Source organism: Azonexus sp. GW821-FHT04F04 (assembly GCF_059420025.1).
In genome coordinates this window covers 141,334-161,182 of sequence record NZ_JBWKSX010000006.1, presented here as the reverse complement: position 1 = coordinate 161,182, position 19,849 = coordinate 141,334, and the positions used below count along the sequence as shown (strand labels likewise).

Genomic DNA, 19,849 nt, shown 5'->3' with positions numbered 1-19,849 from the left:
ATTAAGAAATGTCAAGGGCAGTACAGGTTTCCCGGGCTGCAAGAGCGTAGCGGCCCGAATTGAAGCGAACGTAGCCGATAAAATGTAGAAAAACAGTTTCTGGTCGTTCACGTCCCGGATGACAATATTTTGGATGAGGCAAGACCCGAGCCTTGGTGGAGTTTGAGACCATATAGTTTGAAGAAAATTGCTCTGTTCCCCAAGCACTCCATTTTTCGCCCAGAGCAACTCCCATATCTTGGCTGAACTGCCTTAGCTGTGCTCGGCTAAAGCTTCCGGGTGCGAAACCAGAAAATCCGGCGCAACCCCGGACATAACGCGCTGATGCGGCTCTTGGGAGGCGATCCAAATTCGCTTCAGCCAAAATTTGCACATGCTCACTTGATTCCGCTCTCGGTTTTGCCCATTGAGCGGCTTCGACGCAGGAGACAAAATCCTGCCCATCCTCGGTCGCGAGAACAAATGAACAGGATTCGCTGATCGCCTCCCTAACTTCGTCCATATCTGCCAATGCCACAGTGTCTGCATCCAACTGGATAACATAATCATCTTGGACATATTCTGAGATTGCAATCAGGCGCTCCCAACATCCTCCTTGTGGCATTTCGGGCTCGCGGTAATCTTCTGCGCGAACGAACTCGATACCTAGAACATGACCCGCGATTTTGGTACGGTCAGCTACAGTGATACTGGGGTCGGCAACCATGACAATTCGGTGTGGCTGTATAAAGCGGCAGAATGCCTTAATTGCCAGCAAATATGATTCGACATCCCGGTGGTGAACCATAGACAGGAGCGTTAACTGGACTTTGCCCAAATGTACGGGTTTCGTATCAAGAATACCCTGAAGTTCTCGATCAAAATTGCGACGGTTAATCGCTGTACGTACTTTCTCAAATAAATATTTAAGTGAAATCATAAAATTTTAAAAGTGACATTCGTGTGAGTTCTCAATCTTTCCATTTGCCTTCACGTTTCATGCGGTTTCGCAGTCCCGGCAATGAATAGCCGAGTTGATAGGCGGTCTTGGCTGCTTCTAGTGCTTTTTCGTAGTCTTTTATTTCAATGTAAGCAAAGGCGCTGTAGACATAAACACTAGAATTACTACTTCCAACAGATGTAGCCTTTTCAAGTTGTGCTCTCGCCTCGGCAGGCTTTCCTCGGCGGGAATAGTAATACCCGTATATAGCACGAACCAACTCATCGTCAGGAGCAAAACGAACAGCTCTCTGGAACCAGCAATGGACACGAAGCATCGCACCTGGAGGTTTTTCTGTTTTGTGTCTTATGCCGAGATCTTCCATTGCAGCAAGCGCACGAGGTTGATTTGGGAAAGCCCATAAGGTGTATCCAAAACCTGCTGCAGGAGGAAGTTCATTCATTATTCTCGAAGATTTTTTTTGTCCTTTGAGATAGGCATCATATTCTTGGGAGAAATGTGCATCGTCAACCAACGCGCGATCTTCTGGGCTCGCAGTTCGATACTCGAATGGACCATATTTATTTGGTATCCATAGTGGGCGACAATCACCATCATATTGCTCCTCCGCAGGCCAACGCGTTGCCCAATCGGGGTATGAACCTTGGTTGAGCGCTGCAGCTACTCCAGTGGAGATGATCGAAAAAAACACCAAACATGTAGGTTGCAGATATTTTAGATAACGTTGACATAGTCTTGGCATCAAACGAATCTCTTCAAAGTGAAATGCGTCATCGATAGAGAACCTGAATAGGGCATGCAGGGATGTTCCTATGGTCGAAAAATAGATGGTTTCCCGCTCGATGGGAGGTAAGTATTTAGCGGGTTGCTTTTTGCTGGATTTAATTCAGTTGATTCGGTAAATCGATGTTTTAAGACCCATTGCTTGGCCAAAACTGCGATGGCCAGAATATTGTAAGGAAGATCGAAATAAGCAAGACTTAAAAACGCACCGCCAACGAGGTAGCCGATCATAGCTACCTGACACATTGCCCCGAGATCTCTACACCATGCCGCTTCAGGTATTGCGGTTCCGTTTTTAATAAGCCAGCTAGCGGTTCGCCATGTGGAAAGCCAAATCAAGAGGAAAAGAAAAAGTCCAATAAATCCATGTTCTCCAAGAACTTGAAAGTAAATGCTGTGAGCGGCATGGACATCAAGTGGATCAGGGGCGAAGCGGGCAAAAATATGGAAATTGTACATGTCGAAGCCTGCGCCCGTGAGGTGCTCTTTTGCAACATTGAACGCGGCCCACCAAGCATTGATTCGGCCCATCGCAGAACTGTCTTGTTCATAGGTCTGAATGGTGTTCATCCGGTCACTCCATTGTTCAGGCATGAATATGATCAAGCCTATCCCCGCGCAGGCCAGCGCTATTCCGAATGTTAGTTTTTTTGGGCTCTTTAGCCAAAGGTAAAATGCCATTGCGGCAATCGCCAATAGCGCACCCCGTGAGTGGCTGCCAAGGGAGGCTGCAGCCGTTAGTAGCATCGCAAGTGAAAGTCCGTGCTGAATCCATTTATTTGTTGCTTGTAGTTGGAGATAGCGCATGAAAGGAATGATCATGATCAGCGCTAGCGCTAATTCGTTATTTCCCCCAATGAATCCACCTGGCCCCCAAACACGATAATTGCCACCATTGGCAATCGTGAAGATGCCACCTTTCACCCCATAAAAGCCAAGGGATGCCACTACAACCCAAACGAATAGTTCAATGTGGCGGCGCGATTTGAGGATCATTAAGGTCACCAAAACCATAATGTCAATTTTCAACACTTTGCTGAGCATTTCCCAGCTACCGTCTACGTTGTAAGAAAACGGGTAGCCGATACAGATCCAGACTACAAATAAAGCAAGCCAGACGGCGGGTGACTCGGAAAAAGGGTTTTGCCTTTCTTTTGTCATTAGCAATCCAATAACGGTTGCTATTGCCGCAATTGCTGCAACAGGGAAACTTAGCGCGAACCCGTAAGTTAGGCTGTGAGGATTCATCAGGCTAACCCAAGTCCACAGTATTACTCCAACCCAAGGTTGGCGAAGTGCGTAAAGACTTCCCGCCAAAACAATTCCAACAACGAGGATGTCACGCATTTTTGGCTATCCGACGAGAGCACCAACGTACGAAGCGCTGGCTTTCGAACAGAGATTGTATCCAACGACGCATGCGCGGGCGTAGCCACTCTCCCAAGGCAGCGATAACCGCAACTGAGAGTAATGCAAAGGTTACGGTTAGCGCATATTTTTCGCCGCCTGGTTCCATTGAGTTAAGGATCGCACCCCACATGTATAAAAACGGAAAATGGATAATGTATAGCGCATAGGTCAGCCCTCCAACATAGTTGATCCATGCCAAATAACCAATATCTATCTCTGGTAGCCTGTTAGCCAAGTGGCGTATAGCGATGAAGTTCACAACGATAATTGAGGACAAAAACCAGTCCGCGGCAAAATAGCGCGAAAAATGCAGCTGGGTGTGGAGCCACTCCCCTCCGTATTTGAGCACGATTTCATCACTAAAACTTCGCATCAGATCGAAATGGTGATAACCCGCGAACGCTAGCATGCTGATAATCCAGAGGGCGACAGCACTCCACGTCCCTAGCGCCTTCAGCGGAAGCTTCCAGCGATATGCTAAAACACCGGCCAACCAGCATGGCGCCATGAGAACGATCTTGGGGCCGAGAATGATGCAAATGATGCCGATCAGCATCCACCGCCGGGATGTTTCTACAAAGCAGTAAATTCCAAACAGGACGTAGTACCAAACCTCGTAGTTTAAAGACCAGTAGGGAACGTTGGAGAATGTTGTGATGGATATTGTCCAAAGCTCGGCAAGAAAGACCAAGCTCGCCACAATTCTTACGAGAAGATAATCCGAAGGAATCAGTTTTGAATACAACTCAGGAGCGGCACTACGTCCTAGCGAATCAATAATGGGGGTAAGCAGTACCGCAAAAATGGAAAGAGAAAGAATTCTTGATGCACGACTGGCTGCATAGCTAATCGGCGTGTTCTCTCTGCGATCGACAACAAATGCAACGACATAGCCGGAAAGAACAAAAAATACTGTTACCGCCGAGTGTGCATATTCCGCGAGAGGCAGTTTTTCTGGATATAGAAATCGGACATTGGAGTGGGCATACACCACAAAACCTGCTGCCAGGAGCCTAACGATATCAAGGTATAGAGAAAACCATCGGCTCATCAAATTCCGCTCTGTCTGAATATTCAAGCTGGTCATGCGGTCACGATATGTCACAAGGAAATGCGGAAGCATTAGCCTCAATAATTTTGATCGGGCCTTTCTGATTTGTGCAAATTAATGCAGGGGCGGGAACTACTTCGTCCAATAAGTACAACGGACGGTACTTGGTCTCGACGAACATTCTGCCGAGGTATTCTCCAAGCAATCCGATGCCGACCAACTGGACTCCTCCAAGGAAGAGAACTACTACCATAAGGGACGGATAGCCTTGAACTGGGTCGCCAAAAATCAAAGTTTTATAAATGACCCAAATTGCATATATGAAGGCGAGGGCTGCGACCAGAAGCCCGGCATAGGTGGAGATCTTCAAGGGGGCGATGCTGAATGATGTGATGCCCTCTATCGCAAAATTCCATAGTTTCCAGTAGTTCCATTTCGTCACTCCTGCGAAACGTGCATCGCGCTGGTAATCAATTGCTTTTTGAGGAAATCCGATCCAGGCAAATAAACCTTTCATGAAGCGATGTCGTTCACGAATTTGCTTAAGCGCATCGACCGCACGGCGACTCATGAGCCGAAAATCACCGACATCCTCAGGAATGCTGACTGGTCCGATACGCTGGATTATCCTGTAAAAGGCTCTTGCGGTGGCTTTCTTTAGCCAAGTTTCACCGGCTCTGCTTACGCGACGTGCATAAACGACGTCAAACCCTTCTTTCCAACCTTCAAGCAGTTTGGGAATTAGTTCGGGCGGGTCCTGCAGGTCGGCATCAATGACCACCACAGCATCACCTCGCGCCAGGTCAAGCCCAGCGGTCATTGCAATCTCTTTGCCAAAATTTCTGCTTAGGTTTACGTAGCCTACGTGTGAGTCAGCTTCTTTGAGCTCTCGCATTATCTCCAGAGTCCGATCCCGGCTCCCGTCATTGACGTAGACAATTTCGTAGTTCGTTGTTAGTTGCGACAATACCGCTTGCAAGCGGCGATGCAATTCTGGAAGCACCTCCTCTTCGTTGTATGCAGGCACAACAACGGATATACAAAGTGGACTTTGCTCGCGCTCAACAACATATTTTGAAGTCGTCATGAATTACCCCCAAAAGCCCAAAATCGGCTCGCAAAATAATTAACCACCAAACAAATTGTTGTTGAAGCTAGCTGAGCCACCATGTAATGCAGTGTTCCTAGTGAGATCAGTATCGCCATCAGAAAAGTATTCAAGACGAGGCTGAACATGGCGATTGCAAAGAAACGTGGCATAGTCCGCGAGTGTGGCAAGCGGCTTTTGAACGTCCAGTGGTAGTTAAGAAAGTAGTTGACTCCAGCGCCGGTCAGAGCTCCCGCCGTGGAGGCCGCGACAGGATGGGTGCCCGTCAGGTCCACAAGAATCCAAAGCACGGAATAATGAGCCAGTGTACCGATTGCCCCGCTGTTGGCGAATTTGAGGAATTCACGCCACATTGCGATCACCATCATTCTTGGCACGACATCGGATAGTGAATAGCAGCCCTGCTAGTGCTAAAACTGCCGCCAATGATATGGCCTCACCAACGCGTTCTTGAGGAATGCCAGTCCATCTAGCCTCGATTGTGGTTCGTCCCGGAGCAATTGCCAACAGTGGCAGACCATTGGCGGAATCAACAACTGGTGTCACAAGCCGATCATTTACCAAGAAAGCCCAGCCGGGAAACCAGAATATCGGCAGGTGGATGTCCTGAACATTTTCCTGCGCCTCAACTGTCCATATCTTGTGATGGGTTCTCTCGACAGTCTGGCTACAAATCACGCTTTTGGTAATACATTCCGCTTTCCACCCACCTTGATCGAGATACGCCCGCCATGCACCACCAGCTGATGCTGGTTTCATTTCTGGCTGTCCTCTTTGGGCGTTTCCGGGAGCCGCTACTGTTAGCGCTGGTTTGGCCTCGATCGAAAATTGGCGCTCCAGGGCAAAGAGCATTGCCAAACTTCCCACAAGAAAGAGAGTAATAGAAACCGAAACCATCTTTGCCCTGGCTTTTTCGATTCCGGCTGCTGACCAGACGAGCGCAAAAATTGAGGCAACGCACGCAACCTGAAGGAACCGCAACGGGAACTGCAGCCTACGCAGAGTCTCAACATGATCCCAAACGGAATATGAGAATTCGGAACCCAGGAGAAGGGCAAAAATAGCGACAACGAGCATTTCGGCTGCCTTGTGCCAACTATCAGTAATATTTGAACGGCCTACCCAGAGAAAAATCCCAGAAAGGCCACATGCGAATACAGTTAGGAGCGGGATGGACCACTGTAGATGAAACCAGCGGAATCCAAAGTCAGGAAGCGTGAAATACTGTAGGAGAAAGGCATTGTGCCAGTCTAGATGGATTGGCACGTACCATCCCGCAGGGGAAACCAGATGCTGAGTAGTAAGCGCCGGGAATAGATACATGGCTGATAATGCCAAGCCGAGAAGCACCCCGGTGGCATGTTGGAGAAATTGGTTGATAGCGAGATTCCGCTCCCGTAGCGCTCGCCAGAGAATCACGGCAGCAGTACAAACCAGAGCCATGAATGCAACCAGCACATGGGACATCACAAGCAAGGCAAGGCTTACCGCAATAAGGGGCACGCGATATCGCATCCTGTTCGATGAGATCACGCCAAGGAATAGAACTAGTGCCGGCATCGCAAAGTGCATGGGAAGAAACTGCTGGTAGTGGGCCAGATGAAACGCATATGGCGATAACGCCATTGCACAAGCCGCGACCAGCGCCATACCCTTCGATGTATTTCTTTGTGCAATCCAATAGGTCGCGGCTGCTGCAACCGCTGAACTCATAGCCCCAATGGTCAATATGGCAAGCCAAACATCGTTTATCACGATATTTACGGCTGCGACGGCGTAGTAAAAGAGAGGATGAATGTAGAGAAAAGTCGGGTCTCCTAGGCCGAAATAGCTGTAGGATGCCCAGCGTGGATACCACACCCCTTCCGAGAGAGCGGATGCGAACTGGAGGGCCCATCTGTAGTGAATCTTTATGTCTGGCCCATCTATGACCTGCGGGCCGTATAACGCTACAGACTGGGTGAGAGCACTTAGGCAAACAATGGCCAGCAACAAGATCAGTAACCGTGGTTTAGTCATTGGTAATAGGGGCATCAAAGACGTACGAGTTCAGCATGACAATATGATGCTGAGTGACGAAATTTGAGTGAGTGTCATCCCAAATGTGGTTTGTCAGCCGCGGCGAAATACCATGTTGTGAAGATCCTTGAAGAATGGGCCTGGATCGTCAGCTGACCATAGGTAATAGCACACGTTCGGTTTGAAAAAATCGATGACAAACCGCGATATTTCGTGGATCGGATTCTTCTCGAAATATGGATCTCGAATCTTCGAAGGTTGCAATAGGATGCGGAACAGACGCTTAACTTCAGTTCCTACCATGCGACAGCGGCGTTGGTTAGATAGCTCTCCAAGATTGGGAACCTTTCCCTGGCCTTGTATGTAGTGTGCGAGTAGAGCAAAGCCGGCTCCGCACTGAACCGCCAGCGGGAAACTGCCCCAGAAACGACCATTGATCTCCATGAGGACTGCACGCTTGCTTAGCGAGTCAAAACGATACTCGACCATAGCCACTCCCTCCCAGCCTATAGCACGGAGTAGAGCGATCGATTGTTCTTGTAGCTCGGTATGCTCAGTGATGGGAATGCTGTCGCAGACGCTAGAAAATCCCCCCTCGGGGGGCCATTCGGCAATACGGAGGTGTTGAAATCTGCGCAAGGCTTTGCCATTATGCATGTAAAAAAACTGGCCTAGCCCTGTTCCTGCGCAGTATTCCTGAACGAGTGGCCATTTTCCAATCTTCGCATAGCGCTGTCCGATCGTCCTCAGTTCAACAGCATTCTGGGCATATTCAGCCTTGAGCATTGGAATTTTGTACTGCGATAGCAAGGGGCCAATACTGTTGGGATCTTTCCATTTGAGCACTACCGGATAGCTGAATTTTTCGGCCAAAGCATCAAAATCGTCAATGGACTGCGGCTCCGCCGAAAGCGGCACTTGAATTCCGATTTCCTTGGCGATTGTTAAGGTCTTCTGCTTGTCGAGGACAATCTCTAAGGCCTCAAGTCTTGGTAATACCGGGCGTAAACGACCCAAACGGGAGCGGTTACTCAATAGCCAGTTTAGATTGGTCTCGGATACTGCGATGAGCGAGGCTTCACAATACTCCTCCCCCAATCGTTGAAGGCATTGTAGTAATTCATCACTCCGTGGCTGATCTACAACAATTCCGCGTGTTAGATAACGGGATCTCAGTCCGATTGCAGATTCCGATTGAGCAATTCCGATGACTGGAATGCCAGAGCGTCCAAGCTCCCGAACGATCCCCAAGCCAATTTGGGTTTCTAGTCCTAGAACAACACAAGGAGTAATCGTAGTTTCCGAGCGTGAAACAGTCATCCGAGCATCCTCCGGGCAACCTGCTCAGCTAGCCGCCAAGCTGTGGAAGACATACCAGTTTGCGGCAAGTGGTCTCTTCCGATGGACAATGCTGTACTCGCTTGACCTGTGAAGCTATTGACAGGCATTGCATTCAGGTTCTCGGCCAAAAAACGACATAGTCGTTCAAAGCGTCGCACCACCACAAAATCTGGATCCATGCGACCGGGCTTGAGCATTTCGAAATTATGCGAAACGATCACGAAGTCGCCGTATCCCTTTTCGCAGGCGGACTCGAGTGCCTGGCGCATTTCACCGAAGCCGCAGGCGCCAATCTGGGCTGGCCTTTCCCGTCCAAAGCCATCGCGGAAAACGGTCACCGGATAAGTAATAACCCCATTGATAGCAAATGGGGCTGTCGCTCCATGCTTGCAGACAAGATCCGGTGCGCTGATGTCGTAACAGCGGTTAATGCTGGAATCGATAGCAATCCCGTTAGTGGCCAAGGCCAGGAAGGTGTCTTCGTTGATCGCATAGCTACCAGCCCTGAAGGCCGATACCGGCTTGCCCAAGGCGTTTTCCAACAGAGTCTTGGCGTGGTGGATCAGTGCTGTTTGCTCCTCTAGGGAGTAGTAGGTGAGGTGTTGCCGTTTGCTGGAAACGTTAGAGAGAATTGACGGATTGATTTCGTCCGTCCACTCCGGGTGCAGATGAAGCTGTACTTCCTGGCCTGCATCGTCGATCAGGCGGACAATCTGTTCCAGATAGCGGGCTCCGAACCTTGACGAGAACAGGGGCTCGACAAAAAAAACGCCGCGCAAGCCGTGGCGGTTGAGGATTTCGAGGGTTTTTGGCAGGGCATAGTCGCCGTGCTTCGAATGGCCGTAGACGTAACGTGGGTAACAACTGGCGAATTCACTGTCGAGATTGGTCCAGCCGTTGCACCAGACCTCGATGTCGAAGGTCAGGTGGACGTTCATGTGGCGACACACGGGCTGCCCGTTTTTCGGCAATCCATGGCCAGCTCCCGCACAGCGGAGTGAATCAGGCTGAAACAGGTCCGGAAGTAGGCGCTGGAAAGGGTGTGTGGATCGTGAATATGAATACGATGCGGTGTCGCCCAATGACCAAGCAGGGCGATGGCCTCTTGCGGAATCCCTAGGCTGGTCAGGCGATGGGCATGGCGAATTTCCATGGCCAGCAGCAGGTCGCCCGGTCGATATTCGTAGTCGGTGAAGTCGGTAGCGCGGTGCGCTTGCAGATCGATGCCGAAATGCTGGGCGGTATCGATGGCCATATGGAAGGCCGGATTGCCGGTGGAGGTCGACAGACCGATTGAAGCGGTGTTGAGTCCGTTGGAGGTGGCAACTCCTTCGGCAAAGGCGCTGCGATTGATGTTGCCGAGACAGACGAATACTACCCGTTGCGTTGCGGCGAGATCGGGCTGGAGAAACTGATTCACCCGGCCAGCCAGGTATTCAGTCTCGCCGAGCAGCATTCTGATCAGTCCCCGGTGGGTGCCAAAATTGCCAGAAATCAGGGATGTCAGGCGCTGTTTCGGGCTGGCAATGCCCTGTTGCCTCGAGTCCGATCCGAGCGGGCATTCTGGATTGGCCAGTTGGCTGTGTGGCATCCATTAACTCCCGGTGACCAGGCTTTGTACATAACGATATTTTCCCGATTTCTCCCGGGGAATATCGCCGACGCGCAATACCTCGACATCGACACTTTTCCCCAACCGGGCTTTTATACCCGTCGAGATCAGAGCTTCGACATCGGGGCCGCAATTGTCGCCCGGTACGATGTGGACGACGATGCGTTGCAGCGTCTCCTGTACCACCTTGAACGAGGCGATGCCGGGAATGTCACGGATCGGATAGACAACGGCCAAGCCATGCATGATGGTGCCGTCAGTGGCGACGACGAAATCGGTGGTGCGACCTTGGATTTCATCCAGCATCGGCAGGCCGCGGCCACAGGCACAAGACTTGGCGGAGAGCACGGCAACGTCGCCGGTGCGGTAGCGAATGAAGGGAAATTCACCAGTGGCCAGATGGGTGACAACGACTTCGCCGGCTTCACCCTTGGGTACTGACTTGCCGTCCTTGTCGACGATTTCGACGATGATGTCTTCGGCAGTCAGGTGCATGCCACCCTGCGGGCACTGGTGGGCGATGAAGCCGGCATCGCGGCCACCGTAACCGTTGGCAACAGGGCAGCCGAAGACGCGAGCGATGTCGTCGCGTTGATGGTCGTAGAGTCGTTCCGAGGTGACGAAGGCTACCTTGATGCCTAGCTTGTTCATTGTCTTGCCACGCTTTTCGGCATGGCGTGCGATCAGTGACAGTGAGGATGGATAGCCGAACAGCATAGCTGGCCGGGTGGCGCGGATGGTGTCGACGAAGCCGTCGAGATTGGCCTCGTTCATCTCGAATGCAGGCAGCAGGCGGGTCCGCAGCAGGCGGTCGCGAATCTGGCGCACGCGATCTTGCGAGGTTAGTTCGATCGGGCTGCCCCAGACCACGATCTCGGAGTCGCCGATATCTACGTCCCACCAGCGAGTTGCACGCCATTTGGCAGCGACATCGTGGCTGATGCGCTCGTTGCCGATGAAGAAGATCAGTGGTTCGCCGGACGATCCACCAGTGTTGAAGCGGGCAAGATGTTCGGCGTTATCGGCTTTGAGCTGCTCCTGGTTCTGCCGGATGATGGCCTTGGTCAGGAAGGGTAGACGTTGCAGGTCGTCCAGCGAGGCTATGGTGCGTATGTCGAAATTCAGTTTGGCGAAAAGCTCGCGGTAGTAGGGAACGTGGTTCTGCGCCTGGGTTAGTAGTTGGCGCAGGCGGTCCAATTGTAGCGCCGCCAGACGATCGGGCGACCACCACTGAGATTCCTCGAGGTGCCTACGTACGGCAACCGTGCTGTGATGCTTGAGCTGTTCGTGGATTGGGAAGATCAAGCCGGACACCAGTTTTGTGTAAAGGTCACTCATGTTGTCCTCTTGCTTCATTAGCGATGTGCCAAAAACGGCCGCTTAGCCTTTCCACGCGTTCATCCCAAGCATTTTGTTCCGCGTAGCGGCGAATCTGCTTTTTATCCCAATCACGTTGCAGCGAGGTTGCAACCGCGAGCCGAAGGGCTTCTCTGTCGCCAAAGGGGACGACGATTCCTAGGCTGTTGTCGCTGACGACCTCCTTGTTGCCACCGACGTCGGTGGTGACCACCGGTAGTCCACAGGACATGGCTTCCAGAAAGACGTTTGCCCAGCCTTCGTTGCTGGTCGCCAGCACAAACACGTCAGCGGCCGAGAGGATCGCCGATAATTCGTCCGGTGGCCGCGGGCCGAGAAATCTGACGCAGTCTTCCAATTTGAGGGTTTTTACTTGCTGCTCGAGTTGCGGGCGGTTGTTGCCTTCGGCACAGGCTCCGCCGACCACGAGGAGGATCAAGTCCGGGAAGTGTTCTCGGATCTGCGGCAATAATTCGATGATGCGGTGGAATCCTTTGCGTGGGACCAGTCCGCCCATCGAGACCAGGACTTGTGCCTGAGCGGAAATGCCGAGCGCATCGCGACACGAGGCCCTGTCCCGCGGGGTGAAGCGGGCAGTATCCACGCCATTGCCTACGACTTCGATCTGCTGTGGACTGGCCCCGTGGGCGATCAGCAACTGGCGCAGGGATTCGGATACCGAAAATACCAGCGCAGCACGTCTAACGGCCTGCAGAAGTAGGCCGGCGAATCGGGAGTCCTGAATGTGCCGGGTTTCGGTGCCGCGCAGCGTGATCGTATACGGCACCTGCAGCCAGCGGCTTAACAGGCTGGCAGCATAGCCGTCAGGGTAGGCGAAATGGGCATCAATAATATCCAAGCGGCCGGCGCTTTTTAGTCGGCGCATGCGCGGAAGGGTACACAGGGCCATCATCAGGCCGTCGAGTTTCTTGAATACGCCGGGCATCGACAGGAAGCGTGGAAACCAGACGTCGATGCCAAACTGTTTTTCATAGGCCGGGGCGCCGGGGCGGAAGTGCGGCTTGAAGCGGCGGATCAGTCTCTGCAGAGGGAACCATGGGGTTGGTGCAACGACGGTGATGGGCAATTGTCGGGCGACGCGAAACATGCGCTCGCGGATGAACAGACCAGCTCCCGGCTGCAAACTGCTCGGAAATAGGCTGGACAGAACCACGATGTGCGGCGGTTTCGGATGGCTCATTCAGTTTTTTGGGCCGATGAGTTGTTGGTACGGGGTGACATAGTTGGCCACGCTATTCCGCCAGTTGCGCATTGCTTCGACGAAATGCCTGCCGTTCGCCTTCAGTTCCGGCCACCGTTGACGGTCGTTGAGCAAGGCCAGCAGTGCTTCGGTCAGGGCGCCACCATTGCCGGCCTCGAATAGAATGCCGGTGTTGTTATGTTCGATCAGTTCCTTGTGGCCGCCGACGTCGGAAGCGACGAATAGTTGGCCTTGGGCCATGGCTTCGAGTGGCTTGAGTGGCGTGACCAGTTCGGTCAGGCGCATCGGGTGGCGCGGGTAGGCCAGTACGTTGATTAGGTCGTAGTAGCGCCCGACCTCTTTGTGCGGCACACGGCCAGTGAAGATGACATGATTGGCGAGGCCGAGCCGTTCGGCCTGTTGGCGCAAATTGGCCTCCTGAGGACCGCCGCCGACCAGTAATACACGTACTTCCGGGCGCTGGCGGATCAATTCTGGCAGGGCATCGAGCAGCAGGTCGAGGCCTTCGTAGGCGTAGAAGGAGCCGATGAAACCGATTACGGTTTTTCCAGTCAGCCCCCATTTTTCCAGAAGTTGCGGGTCGGGCGGGCTCGCCAGCATGAAGGAATCGACATCGACAGCGTTCGGAATCACTGTCACCTTGGCGGCGGGTATGCCGCGCGCCACGATGTCCGCGCGCAGACCTTCGCAAATAGTGAAGACATGATCGACCTTCTGGATGGCTCGGGTCTCAAGCTTGCGGGTGGCCCGATAGCGCAGGCTGCCTTCGTGGGTACTGCCATGGTCGACGGCGGCGTCTTCCCAGAAGGCACGGATTTCGTAAACGACGGGGATGCCAAATTTGCGGGCGACCTTGATTGCCGGCAGGGCATTGAGTACGGGGGAATGGGCGTGAATGATGTCCGGGCGAATTTCGCGTGCAACTTCTTCAAGCCTGGCTTCCAGCTTCTTCATCAAGGCCAGTTCCTTGCCCAGGGGGATTCTGGCCAAGGTTCCCTTGGCTATTGGCGTGCGATAGAAGCGCAGACCATCGACGTCATCGAAGGGAGCGGAGGTCTCGCCTTGCTTTGGTGAGGTTAGGTGAAAGGTTTCCCAACCCAAGGCGCGCTGCTCGCGTAATAGCGCGGCGGTGCGGAAAGTGTAGCCACTGTGCAGGGGAATCGAATGGTCGAGGACGTGGAGCACGCGAATCATGCAGCTTCACCTTGTTCCATAACATTGCGCAGGAAGGCTTCGAACATCAGTATGGTCCAGATAGATGCGCTGTAGTCGCGGCTACCATTGCTGTGGTCGCGGACCAATTCTTCCAGGTAGCTACGGTTGAACCAGCCGGTGTCGGCCAGCCGCGACCCGAGGATGGCTTCCTGTACGCGCGCTTTGAGCGGGCCGCGGAACCAGCGTGCGAGCGGCACCGAAAAGCCCATCTTTGGGCGGTAGAGAACGTCGTTCGGCAGAAGCGGCTCCATACTTTTCTTCAGTAGATACTTGCCTTCCTGACTGCGGATCTTTTGTGTCGAGGGCAGGGTGGCCAGCCATTCGATCAGCTTGTGGTCCATCAATGGTTCGCGCACTTCGAGCGAGTGAGCCATGCTGGCGCGGTCGACCTTGGTGTTGATGTCACCGATCAAGTAGGTCTTTAGATCAAGATATTGGATCAGCGCCAGCGGGTCGCTGGTGTCGGCCTTGGCGGCATGATCGGTAAATACCTTGAGGGCATCATAACCGCCTAGCTCGGACTTGAATTGGGCGCTGAACAGGCGGTCGCGCATCGGTGCACGCAGGATTGACACGGAGTGGAAATAGGCTTCCACGGAGTTGCGTGCCAGGCCTTCGAAAGTGGTCTTGGCCCGGAGGACTCGCGGTGCCCAATCGGCTTTCGGATAGAGTTTGCCGAGCGTGCCAAACAGTGGGCGGCGCAGGCCGAGCGGCAAGGCCGAGCGCATCTTTTCTTCCATCATATGCAGCCGATAGCGGCGATAGCCGCCGAAGCTCTCGTCTCCCCCGTCGCCTGATAACGCGACAGTGACATGCTTACGGGCAAGCTGGCAGACGCGGTAGGTTGGGATGGCTGAACTGTCGGCGTAGGGTTCGTCGTAGAGTTTGGCCAGGGTGTCAATGAGATCGAAGTCGTCGCTTTCGACGATGTCGAGGTGGTGGTTGGTGTGGTAGCGGTCGGCTACCATTTTGGCGAATTCGGATTCGTTGAAAGCGGGATCGGAGAAACCGATTGAGCAGGTGTTGACTGGGTTGGCCGACAGGCCGGCCATGATGGCCACCACGGCGCTGGAGTCGACGCCGCCGGAGAGAAACGCGCCGAGCGGCACTTCCGAGATCATCCGGAGTTTTATCGATTCTTCCAGGCGATGGGTCAGTTCGGCACGGGCGTCGGCATCGCTGATAGGGTTGTCGAGGGTAAAGCGGACGTCCCAGTATTCGCGTGGTTCGCCGACCGGTTGGCCTCGACGCAAGAGCAAAGTACACGCAGGTGGGAGTTTTTTTGCTTGTTTGAAGATGGCGCGCGGTTCGGCGACGTAGCCGAGGGCAAAATATTCCTCAACGGCGCAGGGGTCGATGTCGCGCTTGAGGCCGCCGTGGGCGAGGATCGATTTGAGTTCGGAGCCGAAGAGAAACGTGCCGTCATCGAGCAGAGCGTAGTGCAGCGGTTTGACGCCGAGGCGATCGCGAGCGAGAAAGAGCGTTTCTCGATTGCGGTCCCACAGCGCGAAGGCGAACATGCCGCGGAAGCGATCGACGCAGCGCTCACCCCAAGACTCCCATGCGTGCACGATGACTTCGGTGTCGCTACGGGTATGAAAGTGGTGGCCGAGTGTCTGCAGTTCGGGGATGAGTTCCTGATAGTTGTAGATTTCGCCGTTGAAAACAACGCAGACGCTGCTGTCCTCGTTGTAGAGCGGTTGCTGACCAGTAGACAGGTCGATGATCGATAGGCGCCGGTGGCCGAGCCCGACGCCGGGTTCGATATGCAGACCACCTTCGTCGGGGCCGCGATGGAACTGCGCTTCGTTCATGCGATTTAATACCGCACGATCGATGTCGCGTTTGCCTCGGGTGTCAAAGATGCCGGTGATGCCGCACATGGGTTTCTCGTAATTTGGTTTTTGGGGTTAATTTCCGGTCGACCGTGACATTCTGCCCAGCAGGTGGTCGTAGATCTTCTGGTAGCTGTTTATCATGGCGGTCATACTGAATTGTGCCTCAATGCGCTTGCGTCCGGCATATCCCATGGCCCGGGCTTTTTCCGGGGATTGGGCGAGATCGATAATGGCTCGGGCGAGGGCGCCGGGATTCGCCGCCGGGACCAGATGGCCGGTGCCCCCCTCCTGGACCAGTTCCGGGTTGCCGCCGACAGCGGTGGCGATCACCGGTAGCCCGCAGGCCATGGCTTCAAGGATGGTGTTGGAGATGCCTTCGCCGAGCGAAGGCAGAACGAAACAATCAAGTCCGCGCATGATGTCTGGAATATCGTTGCGTTCCCCGGGCAACCAGGCGAGTTCGGTGAGATCGGCCGCTTCCAGTATGGCCAGTGATTCGAGGCGCAATGGGCCGTCGCCGACCATGACCAGACGCAGGCGTCCACTCAGTGAAGGTTCGGTTTTGATGGCCTGAACGAAGGCATGCGCCAGATTGGTTTGATCCTTGACGGTCTGCATGCGGCCAGCGGTGCCGATGAGCCAGAGCCCGGCTTCATTGAACGGGGAGCCAGGAATGTGTTGCCGCTGAGTTGCGGGATGGAAACGGGTAGCGTCCACACCGTTATAGATTTGCGTCACGCGCTTTGCACCAATGCCAACGGGATTGGTTAGATAGTGCGCGAGATCTTGGGACAGGGCTATGTAATGTTTCACGAACGGGCTGTAAATCCGCCGAATCCATTGGCATTTCTTGTTCGTGCCATCGAAGTCACCAACGTCCCGGCCATGCTCGCCATGGATGCGGGCCGGTACGCGGGCTGCCCAGGCCGGCACGGTGGCTTCCAGCGCGGCCAGGTTACGGGTGTGCACGATCGCGGGCTGGAGTTGGCGGAATAGTCGGTAAATCTGCGGATAGATCCAGAGTACATGCCCTGGGGGCTTGTTCAGGGCAAAAAACTGGACATCAGGTCGGTTGATGCGCTTCTTGAAGTCGGTGACTTCGGTAAGCGCGATGACGGCATGGCGATAGGCATCGGCCGGCATATGGTTGATCAGATTGACGACGCCGTTTTCAAGACCGCCTGTGTCGAAGCGGTGCATGATGTGGGCGACGAGGGGACGCCCATCGCTCATTTCGGCCGTGCCTCGTTCAGACTGTGCAGGATTTCGTCGCCAGCCTCGTTGACGAAGGCTTGCAGATCCTTGGCAGCCGAGTTTTTGGGGGCGTAGAAGATGATGGCGGCGCTGTCGTCGCCGTGCCCAGAGAGCATTGCCCATGCGGTCAGCCACTTTGCTTGGATGTCGCTAGCGGTGAGGTGCCCGTTGATCCAGTACGCGCTCCAGACGACGTAGCGCTCATCAGCAACGCCCTGTTTCTTTAACAGTTCCGCCTCTCGAACGGCCAATTCGCTGCCGCCGAAGTTCGCATTTGTCTGACGATTTGCCACGATTTGCCAGACCGGGTCATTTGACGTAACAAGCACGTTGGTCGAGGTCACCAGCTTGCGCTCGTAGTTCTGGTTTTGGTAGTAGGCGATGTAGAGACCAACCTGACCACCCTGGTTGCGGTAAGCCGAGTGCCGCTCCACCGACGGACTGGCGAATTGAGGTTGCCAGTCAGTGACGGGGGCCTCGGCGTGCCAGGATCCGACGGCGGTTGGTAGCGAAAGGTTGATGACTACGTCGGTGTTGGCCTGCTGGAGTCGCTTCTCGTAGAGGGGGCCGGCGGCGAGAATGAGGGTGAGAATGAGCGTGGTCACCCAGGCTTGCAGCGGTTTCTGGTAATCGCTGCTTGCGGTCGACGTGGCGGGCTGGGCGGCATGAACTGGTTGTTCAGCCCAGCGGGCACCAATTGCAAACATGATGACGATGACCACCCCAAAAAAGACCCAGCCGTAGATCAGATGGTCTACCCCGGCCGCGAGTTTGTTGCCGGAAAGGTGGCCCAGCATAACGATCATGTAGGCACGAAGCCAGTTGGCCAGAATCGGAACGAGCAGCGAAACGAGAATGAAAATCAGGCGACGCTTAAGTGAGGTATAGGTTAAATAGGCGTAAAGAGTGCCGACCGTAAGCGACGCGATCAGATAACGGACGCCGCTGCAGGCTTCGACGACAGACCAGTGGCCGCTGGGGATGACGAAGTTCTGCCCTTCGCGAAAAACAGGTATGCCGGTCAAGCGCAGGGCCAGCACGGTAAAGTCTGCGGTCCACTCCATCAGGCGCGGCAGCAGGAAGTCGCCGACCGGGACTGCAAAAAACAGAAAGAGTAGCGGGAACGCCAGAATCTTGCTGATTGGCCTGCCAACCAAGCCCATGATCGCGATCGCGATCATGCCAATGACGGCAAACTGGGTCAGGGCGTTGACTGCGGTTAGGTCGCCCAGCAGCCAGAGGAAAACGAAGCCGGCGAGCGGGACGGCAAACCAGAGGGTGGGATGCGGGGAAAGCGCAGCAGGCCGCTGCCAGTCTCTCCAGATGAGCCACAGAGCAATAGGTGGCACGATGAGTCCATGGGCGTAGGTTTCAGAGCGCCACCAGATCTGCGCCATCGCCTCCAAAGTATCCCAGTACCAATAGCCGATCCAGAGGAGGATCAGTGCGATTGCGACCAAGGTCGGCTTCCAATTGGACTGGCTGTTCATGTGGTGACCTCCTGGGAGGCGGGCAGGTATTGGTCGATGCTGCCGAGATGGGCCTCCCAGCTATATCGTGCAATTACTCTTTGGCGGGCTGCCTTGCCGATGCTGGCGCAGCGTTCGGGATCCTGCAACAGTGCGTTGATTTCAGCGATGAAGTCAGCCGGAGTCGTTGCTGTTTTCAATTCCAGGTCAAAATCGGCGTCGACCGCACCAGCGCATTCACTGGAAGCCACGACGGGCCGGGCCATGGCCATTGCTTCGAGGATTTTGTTCTGGATGCCGCGGGCGATGCGTAGCGGTGCGACGACTACCGCCGCGTGCTGGAGGTAGGGGCGAACATCGGGAACCGTGCCGGTGATAGTGACGCTTTCATTGCCCAGGGCCATAACCTCCGCCGTAGGACTGCGGCCGACGATGTAGAAACGTAGTTGTGGCCATCGTTCGCATAGCAGGGGCAACATGTCGGCGACAAACCAACGTACCGCATCGATATTCGGCAGATAGTCCATGGCGCCGGTGAATACCACGGGAGTCTCGTTGGCAGCGAAGGGCGAGGCGCGGTTTTCATCGGGGGCAAAGTAATCGGCATCCACCCCGTTGCAGACTGGTTCGACTCGTACCGCACACTCGGGGGCCAGTCGAGTGAAAAGTTCGACTTCGCCCTCTGTAACAAAAAATGATCGGGCGGCACGGGCCGCGACATCGCGCTCGTAAGCCAGCAGTTTTTGGCCCTCTCGCCGGTATAGCCACGACATGGGCCAGCGATGGTTTGGCGCGTATTGCGTCCATTTGGCCGAATCGACATCGACAAAATCAACGATGGTCGGTAGCCGGGGGATGGATTCAATATATTGGGCCATCGCTGAGCAAAAAATGACCGCTGCGTCGATATTTCTATGTCGGCAGGTGTTGTCGACCCAGTCCTGCAACCTGACATCACGGTAGTAGCGAAGGGTTAGCGGATCGTCGGCAAGTAATCCATTAAGGCTACGCAGCTTGGCAAACCTTGGTTCCAGTCGGGCTACATACAGATCGCTGCAATAGGTGCGAACGGTCTCGATGTGCTGTATGTCATCCGGGTCATCGACGAAGGTGCCGAGGAAAACACGGTGCCTTTCTGCCAGATGCTTGAGCAAATGAAAGGAGCGAACTTTGTCCCCTTTGTTGGGGGGGTAGGGCAGACGATGGACGAGGAAGAGAATGTTCCCCATGT

At 54.2% G+C, this 19,849-nt stretch carries 17 protein-coding genes; all 17 read right to left on the bottom strand.

Going from position 1 to position 19,849, the window contains the following annotated elements:
• Position 1: 1 nt before the first annotated feature.
• Positions 2–919, bottom strand: a complete 918-nt coding sequence (locus AC07TV_RS13510) for a hypothetical protein (protein ID WP_494648885.1) — start codon at positions 917–919, stop codon at positions 2–4.
• 31 nt (positions 920–950) lie between these two features.
• Positions 951–1,682, bottom strand: coding sequence for a tetratricopeptide repeat protein (locus tag AC07TV_RS13505; protein ID WP_494648884.1), 732 nt, complete (start codon positions 1,680–1,682; stop codon positions 951–953).
• A 68-nt stretch (positions 1,683–1,750) separates the two neighbouring features.
• Positions 1,751–3,070, bottom strand: a complete 1,320-nt coding sequence (locus AC07TV_RS13500; protein WP_494648883.1) for a putative O-glycosylation ligase, exosortase A system-associated — start codon at positions 3,068–3,070, stop codon at positions 1,751–1,753.
• Complete coding sequence (locus AC07TV_RS13495) at positions 3,063–4,220, bottom strand: acyltransferase family protein (RefSeq protein ID WP_494648882.1); 1,158 nt, start codon at positions 4,218–4,220, stop codon at positions 3,063–3,065. Before AC07TV_RS13495 ends, AC07TV_RS13500 begins: the two co-directional genes overlap by 8 nt.
• Positions 4,221–4,224: 4 nt before the next feature.
• Positions 4,225–5,271: a glycosyltransferase family 2 protein gene (locus AC07TV_RS13490; RefSeq protein ID WP_494648881.1), complete on the bottom strand. Its 1,047-nt coding sequence runs from the start codon at positions 5,269–5,271 to the stop codon at positions 4,225–4,227.
• The gene (locus AC07TV_RS13485; RefSeq protein WP_494648880.1) at positions 5,268–5,645 is read right to left on the bottom strand and encodes a GtrA family protein; all 378 of its coding nucleotides are present in this window, start codon (positions 5,643–5,645) and stop codon (positions 5,268–5,270) included. The genes AC07TV_RS13490 and AC07TV_RS13485 overlap by 4 nt, the downstream gene beginning before the upstream one ends.
• Positions 5,635–7,152 carry a 6-pyruvoyl-tetrahydropterin synthase-related protein gene (locus AC07TV_RS13480; RefSeq protein WP_494648879.1) on the bottom strand — a complete coding sequence of 506 codons (1,518 nt, stop codon included), beginning with the start codon at positions 7,150–7,152 and terminating at the stop codon, positions 5,635–5,637. The genes AC07TV_RS13485 and AC07TV_RS13480 overlap by 11 nt, the downstream gene beginning before the upstream one ends.
• Before the next feature lie 252 nt (positions 7,153–7,404).
• Entirely contained in the window at positions 7,405–8,631 is a 1,227-nt protein-coding gene (locus AC07TV_RS13475; protein WP_494648878.1) for a carboxylate--amine ligase, read from the bottom strand.
• A complete protein-coding gene (locus tag AC07TV_RS13470) occupies positions 8,628–9,590 on the bottom strand; it encodes a polysaccharide deacetylase family protein (protein ID WP_494648877.1) in 963 nt (320 codons plus the stop codon). The genes AC07TV_RS13475 and AC07TV_RS13470 overlap by 4 nt, the downstream gene beginning before the upstream one ends.
• Positions 9,587–10,243, bottom strand: coding sequence for an arsenate reductase/protein-tyrosine-phosphatase family protein (locus AC07TV_RS13465; RefSeq protein WP_494648876.1), 657 nt, complete (start codon positions 10,241–10,243; stop codon positions 9,587–9,589). The genes AC07TV_RS13470 and AC07TV_RS13465 overlap by 4 nt, the downstream gene beginning before the upstream one ends.
• Before the next feature lie 3 nt (positions 10,244–10,246).
• Complete coding sequence (locus AC07TV_RS13460) at positions 10,247–11,602, bottom strand: phenylacetate--CoA ligase family protein (RefSeq protein WP_494648875.1); 1,356 nt, start codon at positions 11,600–11,602, stop codon at positions 10,247–10,249.
• A complete protein-coding gene (locus AC07TV_RS13455) occupies positions 11,595–12,821 on the bottom strand; it encodes a glycosyltransferase (RefSeq protein WP_494648874.1) in 1,227 nt (408 codons plus the stop codon). Before AC07TV_RS13455 ends, AC07TV_RS13460 begins: the two co-directional genes overlap by 8 nt.
• Positions 12,822–14,033: a TIGR04063 family PEP-CTERM/XrtA system glycosyltransferase gene (locus AC07TV_RS13450; protein ID WP_494648979.1), complete on the bottom strand. Its 1,212-nt coding sequence runs from the start codon at positions 14,031–14,033 to the stop codon at positions 12,822–12,824.
• The gene (locus AC07TV_RS13445) at positions 14,033–15,940 is read right to left on the bottom strand and encodes an XrtA/PEP-CTERM system amidotransferase (protein WP_494648873.1); all 1,908 of its coding nucleotides are present in this window, start codon (positions 15,938–15,940) and stop codon (positions 14,033–14,035) included. Before AC07TV_RS13445 ends, AC07TV_RS13450 begins: the two co-directional genes overlap by 1 nt.
• A gap of 27 nt (positions 15,941–15,967) precedes the next feature.
• Positions 15,968–17,128, bottom strand: coding sequence for a TIGR03088 family PEP-CTERM/XrtA system glycosyltransferase (locus AC07TV_RS13440; protein WP_494648872.1), 1,161 nt, complete (start codon positions 17,126–17,128; stop codon positions 15,968–15,970).
• A complete protein-coding gene (gene xrtA / locus AC07TV_RS13435; RefSeq protein ID WP_494648871.1) occupies positions 17,125–18,639 on the bottom strand; it encodes an exosortase A in 1,515 nt (504 codons plus the stop codon). Before xrtA ends, AC07TV_RS13440 begins: the two co-directional genes overlap by 4 nt.
• Positions 18,636–19,847: a TIGR03087 family PEP-CTERM/XrtA system glycosyltransferase gene (locus tag AC07TV_RS13430; protein WP_494648870.1), complete on the bottom strand. Its 1,212-nt coding sequence runs from the start codon at positions 19,845–19,847 to the stop codon at positions 18,636–18,638. Before AC07TV_RS13430 ends, xrtA begins: the two co-directional genes overlap by 4 nt.
• Between the last annotated feature and the right edge of the window lie 2 nt (positions 19,848–19,849).

Coding starts and splice junctions, on each gene's coding strand:
- AC07TV_RS13510 (WP_494648885.1), bottom strand. CDS start 919: ATGATTTCACTTAAATATTTATTTGAGAAAGTACGTACAGCGATTAAC.
- AC07TV_RS13505 (WP_494648884.1), bottom strand. CDS start 1,682: ATGCCAAGACTATGTCAACGTTATCTAAAATATCTGCAACCTACATGT.
- AC07TV_RS13500 (WP_494648883.1), bottom strand. CDS start 3,070: ATGCGTGACATCCTCGTTGTTGGAATTGTTTTGGCGGGAAGTCTTTAC.
- AC07TV_RS13495 (WP_494648882.1), bottom strand. CDS start 4,220: ATGACCAGCTTGAATATTCAGACAGAGCGGAATTTGATGAGCCGATGG.
- AC07TV_RS13490 (WP_494648881.1), bottom strand. CDS start 5,271: ATGACGACTTCAAAATATGTTGTTGAGCGCGAGCAAAGTCCACTTTGT.
- AC07TV_RS13485 (WP_494648880.1), bottom strand. CDS start 5,645: ATGTGGCGTGAATTCCTCAAATTCGCCAACAGCGGGGCAATCGGTACA.
- AC07TV_RS13475 (WP_494648878.1), bottom strand. CDS start 8,631: ATGACTGTTTCACGCTCGGAAACTACGATTACTCCTTGTGTTGTTCTA.
- AC07TV_RS13470 (WP_494648877.1), bottom strand. CDS start 9,590: ATGAACGTCCACCTGACCTTCGACATCGAGGTCTGGTGCAACGGCTGG.
- AC07TV_RS13465 (WP_494648876.1), bottom strand. CDS start 10,243: ATGCCACACAGCCAACTGGCCAATCCAGAATGCCCGCTCGGATCGGAC.
- AC07TV_RS13460 (WP_494648875.1), bottom strand. CDS start 11,602: ATGAGTGACCTTTACACAAAACTGGTGTCCGGCTTGATCTTCCCAATC.
- AC07TV_RS13455 (WP_494648874.1), bottom strand. CDS start 12,821: ATGAGCCATCCGAAACCGCCGCACATCGTGGTTCTGTCCAGCCTATTT.
- AC07TV_RS13445 (WP_494648873.1), bottom strand. CDS start 15,940: ATGTGCGGCATCACCGGCATCTTTGACACCCGAGGCAAACGCGACATC.
- AC07TV_RS13440 (WP_494648872.1), bottom strand. CDS start 17,128: ATGAGCGATGGGCGTCCCCTCGTCGCCCACATCATGCACCGCTTCGAC.
- xrtA (WP_494648871.1), bottom strand. CDS start 18,639: ATGAACAGCCAGTCCAATTGGAAGCCGACCTTGGTCGCAATCGCACTG.
- AC07TV_RS13430 (WP_494648870.1), bottom strand. CDS start 19,847: ATGGGGAACATTCTCTTCCTCGTCCATCGTCTGCCCTACCCCCCCAAC.